Origin of the sequence: Microvirga arabica (assembly GCF_016811235.1) — a bacterium.
In the GTDB taxonomy this organism is placed as follows: domain Bacteria; phylum Pseudomonadota; class Alphaproteobacteria; order Rhizobiales; family Beijerinckiaceae; genus Microvirga; species Microvirga arabica.
Window position 1 is genome coordinate 1 of record NZ_JAFBID010000130.1, and the last position, 10382, is coordinate 10382.

The window sequence follows — 10382 nt, forward strand, 5'->3', positions numbered from 1 at the left end:
GTGTCCGTATCCTCCGATGGGGCGGCTATCGGTACCCAGTGGTCATGCGATCCGAGCGATATGGCATCGCTGATCGGCAAGCTCACTGTCCTTACCCATGACCTTATGGCGGCTCGGAAATAAGCCGTCGGTCTATGGGAGCGGGCATTGTGGCGTGTGGCTCCGCCTCAGCCCCCTCAGCGCTCCTCGAGGAGTCGTCCGCCGTCGGCTCTTTGCGAGGAGGCTGAACTACGTTCGTTGCGGCCTGCTTCTGAAGCCTGCGGTTCTTCCAGGGCTGCAACATCTCTTGCCTGAGCCCGAGTCTGGGCTTCGGAAGGGTCCGCCAGATCGTCAGCGTGAACGCCTTTCCCACAGCGAGAACGAGGGCCATGCCATAAAGGAAGATGTTCGGCGAGAAACTCTCATCCATTTGAGGTCATCCTCTCAGAGCCCGTCCGATCCTGTCAGCCACGAGCACTGTCGAGGCTCTGCTCACATTATAGCAAAGATCGAAGTGCGGCTTTCCCGTTCCAAAGCTTTCTACCAAAGTCTGTCTTTCTCAATCTTACAGGTTGCTAAGGACAGAAGGCGACGAACCGGCCTCAAGAGCTCCCATATCGGCCGGTCAGAGTTACTATCAAGAATGCCGAACATGAGACTGCTGCAGAAAGTGCAGACCTACTTCCGCAAGCCTGAACAGCCAGCCGCAATCCAGCGGCAAGTAACTGCTCATGACGAGCAAACTGGCAGCTCACGTTCAAAGCGCACCCAAATCCGGGACGTGCTGCGCCAGTACGAGAGAGGCAGCCTCAAGGAAGCTGAAGCTGTCGAAGAACTGCTCAAGATCCGACGCTGAGACCGATCCAGGTGTCCCTGTACCCCTGCCCTACCCGCTCCGCAGCAGATAGCCGCGTCGCCGCTTTCGCTGGAGCCAGGTCTCAAGGGCTTCCACTGCACGTGACTGGTTTTCGTAGAGCTCGATCCTTCTCTGCCCCGGCTGCCCGATGCGGCCCCATTGGCGGACCAGGGTCGCATCCCCAAACAGGCTCGGCTCGATCGACAGCACATAGTAGCGAGCCATGTTGCAGCTTGGATCGCACCTGTGCAGGACCAGATATTGGATCGTGTCTTGAGCCATGCGCCACTGTCGCGCAGGCACCTTGACAAGGTCCAATCAAAGTCCTGAATCCATTGAGCATGAACGATTCACATCAGTGATGCACCCTGCTATTGCCGCTCTGTGACCCCAGGCACGCTGGCCAGTCGGCTATCTCGCCGCGAACGGTCCACCCTCCTCATGACATTCGTCGCCTCCGCATGGCCAGGAGTTCGACGGCAAGGTCGATTTTGCCGGATTTCACCATGCGCGTGAGGGCACGGAAGTAGCCGCCCGGGTTCTTGATCCGGCTTTCGCCACCGTTCTTGGCTGCGTCGTCCTCGTAGAGCTGCAGGACGTAGATCACCGCAATGGCCGCCCTGACGGTGCCGATGTCCTCGACCGCCTCGGCCCAGGCGCTTTCATGCGCCCCGAGCGAGGCTCGCAGGTAGCGGCCGGCCGAGACGATGTCAGCAAGGTCCCGCACCGGCTGGCCGTAGTCGCTGAGGGTGGGGCAAGCCTCAAGGATCAATTCCGGTGATAGGTGCTCCGGCGTTTGTTCGGTTGAACGAACCGCCTCAGCTTTCTTCGGAAAGCCCTTGTTACAAGGCTCACTAGGAGATCCGTTGTTGTTATTAGTGTGACGGCAATCTTTGCCCCCATTGCCCGCATCAAAGAATGCGTTCTCGCAGAGTGTCCTCAGGTCTTTCCACTCGTCGAGAGGGTCCAGCGGCATCACCTTCGTGCTGCGTAATGGCGTCCGGGCTTTCAGAACCTTGAAACGTTCCTCCAGATCGGAGCGGTCCAGATCGGGATAGTGCTCGGCCAGGGCACTCAAGGCTTCTTCCGCAGCGCGGCGGGCAATGGTGATCTCGTCGAAGGCGCGCTTGCGGGCTTCCCTGAGCTGCTTTTGCTCGATCAGGCGCTCGGTCCACTCCCCTCGCCTGGCATAGACGGGCGTCAGGTCGAAACCGAACGCATCAACGATCTCGCCACCTAAGTCTTTGACAGCGAAGCGCTTCCCGTTGGGGGACTCCTTCGGAACGATCAGCTGCTGCTCGATCAGCACCCTGAAGGCATACCGAACGGACCGTTCGGACAGGCCGGTGCGGCTCATCAGGTAGTCATTGGAGGGCCAGACCAGCAGCCGCTCCCACTCCTGCTCGCCCCAGCAGGCCACGAGTTCGGAGAGGACCGACCGGGGTCCGTTCCGCAGTTCCAAGGCTTTGGCCGCCTCCCGGGCTGCCGCAGATAGTTCTTTACGCGTCACCGTGCGCCCGGTTTCGAGCGCAAGTTCTCTCGCGGCCAAAGCAGCATGTCTCAGCCGCCGGCCTCCTGACGATGCTAGCTGCATCGTACCCTCCTATGTGAGGGCAAAGCGGGAGCGTTCACCGAAACCGATGCTCTTGACAGCCAGTTTGTCGAGGTGGCATAAGGAAGGTGCTTAATCTTTCCGAATGCCCACCCCTCGCGGTGGTCTCCAAAGGCCCTCGAAGTTCCCGCTTCGTGGGCCTTTTGCTTTGCCGGGTTTACGTCACCGTGCTCTTCTCCTGTTCGAAGAATGTCGCGAGGGCATGGGTGATCGCGACCCGTCGGGAGGGGAATCGTCCCCTCGCGACGGCATCATCGATTTTCTGATCGACCTCTTTGGTCAGCCATACGTTCGTCTCTCGAAAGCCCTGCTCCTTGCGGGCCAGTCGAAGGCGTTGGACGCGTTGGCGGCTCAAAGGATCTGGCATCTCACACCCATTTAGCTCGTAACGTTACGAGCCTTGCCCGATTCTGGGTTGGCTGTGGAGTCGGAGCGCAAGAATCCATTCACAATAATCGGATTCTCCGTTGGAAAACTCCTTTAGGCAGAATCAATTAGCGCAAAAAGCCGAATCAATTCGCAAGTAAAAAGCTGGTTCCATGCGATCTGGCTTTACGCACTTGATTCTACTTCCCGAGTTGTGGGGTCTTCCCCTCGAGGCACATCTCGACTTTCCTCTCTCCAGGACTCAATGTGGTGCCTTGAAGACTGAGTGCTGGCAGCAATTCTACGATTAATATTTACGATAGACTCAAGAGAGCCGATTTTTGGCGGAGTCCCCGAGCGGTACTCGTCCAACCTATGACCACAGGAACCTGATCGGACCTCGATGGGGATTGAAGGGCCATACCCCGGTAAGGTGGCGAGGAACTCCACCTGAAGCGAGCCAGCCGGGTAGATCTACTTCACGCGGGCAGTGACATCTCAACTTGGGCGCCGAGCGAATTTCGTCGAACAAACATTTTGACAAGAAGTCTGTAACTGGTGCCGTGCGATATTCCTCCTGCAGGAGGAACTCATGCGGACCAATCAGCGGCTGGCCCAGCTCTGGCTCGATGCCTTGGCAACAGAGCTCGGGGCCTCGGCCGGTACCATCGACACCTACACCGATGACCTCAACTGCTATCTTGCCTGGCTGGACGAGAACGGGCTTAGACTGAATGACGTCAGCTTGGAGCAAGTCCGCGATTACATCTCCGCTCTCGATCAGCGCGGCTATGCCGGATCGACCATGGCCCGCAGGATCACGGTGGCGCGCGGCTTGCACAAGTTCCTGATCGCGGAAGAACTCGGCTCCTGTGATCCCACGAACAATTTGTCAACCATGCGCCGGCCTCGGAAGCTGCCCTTCGTCCTGTCGATTACCGAGACCGAGGCGCTCCTGGAGACGGCCCACGCGCTAGCTGCCGATCCCTCGGTCGGTCTCTACCGTCAGGCCGGCTATGCCCGACGGGCTGCCCTGTTCGAGACCCTGTATGCCTCGGGCATGCGCATCAGCGAGGCCCTGTCGTTGCCGTCAGACGCGGCACCACCTGGGACCCGGATGCTGCTGGTGCGCGGCAAGGGCGACAAGCAGCGGCTTGTGCCCCTGCATGACCGTGCAATTGCGGCCATTGCCCAATGGCAGAAGCTCGCCAGCGTGTATTCTGGAGGCAAGCCGAGCCAGTGGCTGTTCCATTCGGTGCGCAATGGCAGCAAGGCCCTGACGCGCCAGGCGGCGCTGCTCGAGATCAAGGAGGCTGCTGTGGCCGCGGGCCTCTCCAGTCCTGAGCGGGTCTCGCCACATGTGCTGCGGCATGCCTTTGCCACCCACATGCACTCGGGCGGCACCGACCTGCGTGTCTTACAGGAACTGCTTGGTCATGCCGGCATCGAGACCACCCAGATCTACACCCATCTGGATATCTCCCGTCTCCACCAGATGGTTCGAGACCTCCATCCACTGAATGAGGAGGACCGCACCACAGCTGACTGATACCAAGTCCCTGAAGGGCTGACTCGTTCGTGATTTCCCGGGCTGGAGTGGGCGTGATTCAGTTTGGTGAACCAGGGAGGTTTGCCATGCCGATTCCACTCCGCTCTGACTTTGATGCGTCTCAGCTTCGTGCGTTGGCCAGGAAGACCAAGGATGGCCCGCAAGCCCGCCGCCTGCTGGCTCTCGCGGCGATCTACGAGGGGGCCTCGCGCACCGAGGCGGCGCGGATCGGCGGGGTGACCCTGCAGATCGTGCGCGACTGGGTGGTCAAGTTCAACGCTCAAGGGCCTGAAGGCCTGATCGACCGCAAGCCGGCGGGCCAGCCCTCAAGACTCACCGACCAGCATCGCCAGCATCTGGTGCAGATGATCGAGGCCGGCCCGATTCCAGCCGTGCACGGAGTGGTGCGCTGGCGGCTGGTGGATCTGATCCAGTGGCTCTGGGACGAATACCGCCTGCCGATCTCAAAACAGACGCTGAGCCGGGAAGTTCGGGCGCTCGGCTACCGCAAGCTCTCGGGCCGCCCGCAGCACCATGCCAAGAGCGAGGCTGCTGTATCTGCTTTTAAAAAAGTTTTCCCGCGCGTCTGGAGGAAATCGCGACCGAAGAGGCCGATGGCAAGTCGCTAGAGATCTGGTTTGCCGATGAGGCGCGCATTGGGCAGAAGAACAAGATCACCCGGCGCTGGGCCAAACGCGGCACGCGGCCCTCGGCGCCACGGGATCTGAGGACGGCCTCGACCTACATCTTCGGGGCGATCTGCCCGGCCCAGGGCAAAGCTGCCGGCCTGGTGCTGCCGCGTTGCACCACCGAGGCGATGACGCTGCATCTGGCCGAGATCTCGCAGGCGGTGGCGCCTGACGCGTGCAGTGCTGCTGTTGGACCAAGCGGGCTGGCATGTCTCGCGCAAGCTGCAGGTGCCCTCCAACATCACCCTGGTGCCGCTGCCGGCGAAAGCGCCTGAGTTGAACCCGGTGGAGAACATCTGGCAGTATCTGCGGGAGAACTGGCTCTCCAACCGGATCTTCACCTCCTACAGCGACATTCTCGATCACTGCTGTGCGGCTTGGAACAAGCTTGCAGATCAGCCCTGGACCATCATGTCCATCGGCTTGCGTGAATGGGCGCATCAGTTCTGATCAGTGGGACTTGGTATGAGCAACTGGATCGCGACAGATCTCAATCTCTTAAAATGTTATGGTAAACATTTGTAAACAGGTTCGAGCAGACCATGTGCCCTGCGTTTTGATAGTCATTTCATTTTGCAGGTGCTCCCATGAAGAATGCTCGACGCTTCCTTATTTCTCCATGCATTGCTCGCCTCATTTCCCGAGAGCGAGGGGTCGATCGTCAAGTCGTCGAGGGCTATCTTTCATCCCAGCCCGGCAAAGACCAACTTGTACGGTTGGAGGCGGATCAAGCGCACTTTGTGCTGTCAGGACAGGATCCAGAAGGAGCCCCGGTGGAGAAGCTAGCACCGCTCCCACGGGAACATGCAGAGGCACTGTTCAGTCTGTGCATCGGGCAGATCTCCTATGACCGCCTCCATCTGCCGCCACAGAGCGGCCTGAGCCACAAGATACAGCTTGATCGCGTTGTATATCCCGGCAGCTTTGATCTCATCACCGTGGAATTTGATGACGTCCAGCAGGCAGAGGCCTTCGAGATCCCGACTTGGTTCGGGTCCGAGGTGACGACCGAATTTACTTATGAGTGGCGCTATATCGCTCTCAACGGCTTCCAGTCGAACCTTGAGGTGCCGCTCGCAAGTCAGCAGGTCGAGGCAGCGCTCGACATGCTGGATCAATCCCGGGCAGCCACGAAGGAAAGTAATATCTCGGCTGCTGACGACGTCATTGTCGCTCTCAGCCGCTCGCTTGAGACATCAGGCCTCCTGAAGGCGGCAAAGGAGACCAACCTTCCTCCAGGATCAGAGCCACTCCCTGAAGAGCTTCGTGAGTCGGTGAAGAGAACAGCCCAATAACCTGAAGCCGGGCCGGACAATACTAGAAAGCGCTGCCATGGTCAGGCAGCGCTCTTTTTGTTGGGTTCATCGCAAACTCTGGTTCTAAACAAACCCTGCATGAGTGGCTCACAACTGCCGATGCAGGGGTCATTCAGACTCGGTCGCACTGCTGATTGCCTATGTCGGCGCAAACTGTGATGGAGCAGACTGTACATTGAAATCGCCGCTGCACTAACGGGATGCAATCCGGTTCTTCGGTGTGCCACTTGAAGGCGCGTCACTCGGGCTGCTGTTTGGTGCACAAGCCGGACCGAGCGGTCTATCCGACGTGTCCTTTCGCCAACGCGATGCTTCTTGTTCCAAGCTCTGTTGCCTCCTCCAGTCTGCTGCAGCCAGCTGGAGCGGATCCGCTCCCTCCTGTAGAGACGCGAGACCCTGGATACCGCAATCGTGAGCTTTGTCGGGTGCTTGCGCTCAATGTTCTTACCTCGGCCGCGCGTGCGGATCGCCCGCTGCGGGAGCGTTCCAATTGGGGTTCCTAATTGAGTTCCCACTGCAGTGAGGTGCTGGCGAGCCCTTCGGCAGTACTCGATGCTGAGGGCGCTCATTCTGTCTGAGGCGTGCCCAGCGCGGTATTTCATCAGTGCGCGACACAGGTTGCCATCGGCCAGTCGCCAGGCTTTGGCGAGGTACCCCACACCATAGCGGAGATTGGTTTTCGGGTCGGACAGTTCGGCTGAGGATCCCTCAAACCCCAGCAGCGCGGCTGTCTTGGGTCTCACCTGCATGAGTCCAATCTCGCCGATGCTGCCAACAGCAGTCGGATCGTATCGGCTCTCAATCCGCACCACCGCATCAACAAGGGCCGGCGGCACCCCGTTGGCTGCGGCCACTTCGGCAATGGCAGGCAGGTACGTAGATCGGTCTTTGAGAGCACGGGGGAGAGAAGCAATCTCCAGAATAGTGGATGTGGTGATCGGCTCAAGATCAGGCGGCAGGGGAAGCGAGGCAAGCTGCCAATCCACATCGATTTCGGTGATGTTAAAGTCAGGCTCGGCCGATCCTGAACTTGGAACCAGAAGCAGGAATACTATTCCGCACGCCACAAGACGCAAACTGAACATAGGCCAGGATCCCTCAAGGGTGGCGCTCTACTCAGCTTTTCGCAAATATGTTGAGAGATCGTTTATAGCTGCATCCTGTGGTGCGAAAGGGGTGAGCATACGGGCCAAGCCCAACCTGAACCCGGCACGAGATAGTCTCCTGATAACATCGTCACGCTGTCGGAGAAGGATAGTTGATCCGCAGTTCAAGTCGACTCCTGCGCGTGATGGCCTGATCTTCATCCCACCTGTTTCAAAACTTTCCAAGCAGGGCTTTTGCCAGTTTATGGTATAGATTAACGTTTGATGATTGATTGGCTCTGGCGCTTTACCTGAGGCGACCACACGAGGTCCTTGCCTGTATCTCCCGGTAATCGAACTTTGCGCGGTGTGCACGCGACACAAGCACTTCATGGGTTGAAGAAGGGATCCCTAAAATGGAAGCCCTCGGGAGCACCAAAGGACTCCCGAGGGCACGGTGTGGAGATGAGATGAGGCCGGCAGGCTGCACCGACTGCTAGAGGCTGAGACGATGCTCGTTTGCGTGTGCCAGTCCGGTCCGCTCCCAGCCTCAGTCCTCGTCCGCTCCACCCGTTCCGATGAGGATTTCGCGCTTGCCTGCATGGTTGGCGGGTCCGACGATCCCTTCCTTCTCCATCCGCTCCATGATTGAGGCCGCCCGGTTGTAGCCGATCTGCAGGCGACGCTGAATGTACGAGGTAGAGGCCTTCTTGTGCCGCAGGACAATCGAGACCGCTTGGTCGAACAACTCGCCCGACCCTAGCCCGATTTCGCTCTCGTCGAAGACCGGCGTCTCCTCAAGCTCCATTTCCTCGTCCTCCTCGGCCGTGACCGCCTCCACGTAGACAGGTTTAGCCTGTCGCTTGAGGTGAGCAACGACCCGTTCGACCTCCATGTCTGAGACAAAGGGGCCGTGCACGCGTGCGATGCGCCCGCCTCCCTGCATATGTAGCATGTCGCCCTGGCCCAGCAGCTGCTCGGCGCCCATCTCGCCCAGGATGGTGCGGCTGTCGATCTTGGACGTGACCTGGAACGAAATCCGGGTCGGGAAGTTCGCCTTGATCGTGCCGGTGATCACGTCCACGCTCGGCCGCTGCGTGGCCAGGACCACGTGAATGCCCGCCGCCCGCGCCATCTGGGCCAGGCGCTGGATGGCACCCTCGATCTCCTTGCCGGCCACCATCATCAGGTCGGCCATCTCGTCGACGATCACCACGATGTAGGGCAGCGATGTAAGGTCCATGACCTCTTCGGTATACGTCAGCTCCCCCGTAGCCTTGTCGAAACCCGTCTGGATAGTCCGCGTGATGACCTCCCCCTTGGCCTTGGCCTCCACAATGCGAGCGTTGAAGCCGTCGATGTTGCGAACGCCCAACTTCGCCATCTTCTTATAGCGGTCCTCCATCTCCCGCACGGCCCAGCGTAAGGCGATGATCGCCTTCTTCGGGTCTGTGACCACAGGCGTGAGCAGGTGCGGGATGCCGTCATAGACGGAGAGTTCCAGCATCTTGGGATCGACCATGATCAGGCGGCATTCTTCCGGCGTGAAGCGGTAGACGAGGGACAGGATCATGGTGTTGATCGCCACCGACTTGCCCGACCCGGTGGTGCCGGCCACCAGCAGGTGGGGCATGCGGGCAAGGTCCGCGATGACGGCTTCACCGCCGATGGTCTTGCCGAGGCAGAGGGGCAACTTGTGCTGCGAGACCTCGAAATCGTCTGAGGCAAGCAGTTCGCGCAGGTACACTGTTTCCCGCGTTTCGTTCGGCAACTCGATGCCGATAGCATTGCGGCCTGCGATCACCGCCACGCGCGCGGAGACGGAACTCATTGAGCGCGCGATATCCTCCGACAGCGCAATCACGCGAGATGACTTGATGCCGGGTGCGGGCTCGAATTCATAGAGCGTGACTACCGGGCCTGGATGGACATGGATGACTTCGCCCTTCACGCCGAAGTCGCGGATGACCTTCTCCAACCGCCCTGCCGTCTCCTCCAGAATGTCCTCGGTCAACTCTGGTCCTTCGCGTTCCGGCGGCTCGGCCAGGAATGCGATGTCCGGCTTCTGGTACGACCAGTCCTCTGTTGCAGCAGGACGGGAGATCGGGTGCCCCCAGGTTGACGGAGCGATTTTGGGGAGATCCACGACCAAGCCGGCTTCCTGAAGCGGTTGGATCAGAGCGCCCTCTGCCTGGCCCAGCTCCGTCGCAGCATCAGGTACGGACTCTTCCTCACACCGGTCCCGAACCGGGACGGCTGTCGGATCAGGTGCCTGGGTAGGGACAGAGTCGGCCACCGGTTCAGGCTGCGGCTGAAGGGCAACCTCCTCCATCTGCAGCTTCTTGCTCACCGCCGGCAGCAGATCCTCGTAGAGAGCGAGGTATCCGAGATCGACCTCATCAATCGGATTCGAAACACTGGCACCTGGAACCACAGGAGCAGCTTCTCCTACCGCAACGGCGATCCGGGTCTCGACGGCCGTTTCCTGGGTTTGCTCAGATGGCAGCGCCGCTTGAGTAGAGACGCCATACCCCGCTTCGAAAGCTCCATCCGGATCCGCTTGGCTGTCGTTGGTGACCTCGACAGCCACGTCGGTGGTCTCCAGGATCTGCTCATCGGCAGAGGCTGCGGACAGGGCGGCCAGATTCCCCGCTGAACTGAGGCCAGCCATTCCGTATGATAGTCCCTGCCATGAGAACGAGACTGCTCCTGACGTCAAACTGAAGGGAGTGGCGGCCAGCTCCGGTTGAGTCTCCAGGCATTGTTTCGGGTGCGGGATCTCATCGGCAGCAGGAGCCTGTTGTGACGACGGAAGCCGTGTCGCCGTATCGATCATCCGGCGCGCGGAACCGACCATCTCTCCGCACCCAGCGCTAGACAGGGCAGCTTCCCTGTCGGCGAGTGATGCCAGTCGTTCAGAAACCGGATCC

9 protein-coding genes and 1 pseudogene are annotated in these 10382 nt (G+C 59.8%); 4 read left to right on the top strand and 6 right to left on the bottom strand.

Translation table 11 applies throughout. The features are described from left to right. Positions 1-103: 103 nt before the first annotated feature. Positions 104-409 (bottom strand): hypothetical protein, encoded by a 306-nt coding sequence (locus JQC81_RS30995; RefSeq protein ID WP_203275622.1) that lies wholly within the window; start codon positions 407-409, stop codon positions 104-106. A 222-nt stretch (positions 410-631) separates the two neighbouring features. On the opposite strand from JQC81_RS30995, the gene JQC81_RS31000 reads away from it, so the two are divergent. Then, positions 632-835 carry a hypothetical protein gene (locus JQC81_RS31000; RefSeq protein ID WP_203275623.1) on the top strand — a complete coding sequence of 68 codons (204 nt, stop codon included), beginning with the start codon at positions 632-634 and terminating at the stop codon, positions 833-835. Positions 836-865: 30 nt separating this feature from the next. On the opposite strand, the gene JQC81_RS31005 is transcribed toward JQC81_RS31000, so the two are convergent. The 3 genes from JQC81_RS31005 to JQC81_RS31015 form a co-directional block, all read right to left on the bottom strand. Further along, positions 866-1117 carry a WGR domain-containing protein gene (locus JQC81_RS31005; RefSeq protein WP_203275624.1) on the bottom strand — a complete coding sequence of 84 codons (252 nt, stop codon included), beginning with the start codon at positions 1115-1117 and terminating at the stop codon, positions 866-868. A gap of 157 nt (positions 1118-1274) precedes the next feature. Further along, the gene (gene repC, locus JQC81_RS31010; RefSeq protein ID WP_203275625.1) at positions 1275-2429 is read right to left on the bottom strand and encodes a plasmid replication protein RepC; all 1155 of its coding nucleotides are present in this window, start codon (positions 2427-2429) and stop codon (positions 1275-1277) included. A gap of 175 nt (positions 2430-2604) precedes the next feature. After that, entirely contained in the window at positions 2605-2814 is a 210-nt protein-coding gene (locus JQC81_RS31015) for a hypothetical protein (RefSeq protein WP_203275626.1), read from the bottom strand. Between the two features lie 591 nt (positions 2815-3405). Between JQC81_RS31015 and JQC81_RS31020 the strand changes: the two genes are divergently transcribed. The 3 genes and pseudogenes from JQC81_RS31020 to JQC81_RS31030 all read left to right on the top strand — a co-directional run bounded on the left by JQC81_RS31020 (position 3406) and on the right by JQC81_RS31030 (position 6346). Next, complete coding sequence (locus JQC81_RS31020; protein WP_203275627.1) at positions 3406-4362, top strand: tyrosine recombinase; 957 nt, start codon at positions 3406-3408, stop codon at positions 4360-4362. 86 nt (positions 4363-4448) lie between these two features. Beyond that, positions 4449-5501: pseudogene (locus tag JQC81_RS31025) on the top strand (IS630 family transposase). A gap of 323 nt (positions 5502-5824) precedes the next feature. Then, complete coding sequence (locus JQC81_RS31030; RefSeq protein ID WP_203275628.1) at positions 5825-6346, top strand: CYTH domain-containing protein; 522 nt, start codon at positions 5825-5827, stop codon at positions 6344-6346. Positions 6347-6387: 41 nt separating this feature from the next. Here the strand turns inward: JQC81_RS31030 and JQC81_RS34200 are convergent, their stop codons facing one another. Further along, positions 6388-7452, bottom strand: coding sequence for a lytic transglycosylase domain-containing protein (locus tag JQC81_RS34200; protein ID WP_203275629.1), 1065 nt, complete (start codon positions 7450-7452; stop codon positions 6388-6390). A 550-nt stretch (positions 7453-8002) separates the two neighbouring features. After that, positions 8003-10123, bottom strand: coding sequence for a DNA translocase FtsK (locus tag JQC81_RS31040; RefSeq protein WP_246520796.1), 2121 nt, complete (start codon positions 10121-10123; stop codon positions 8003-8005). Positions 10124-10382: the final 259 nt, after the last annotated feature.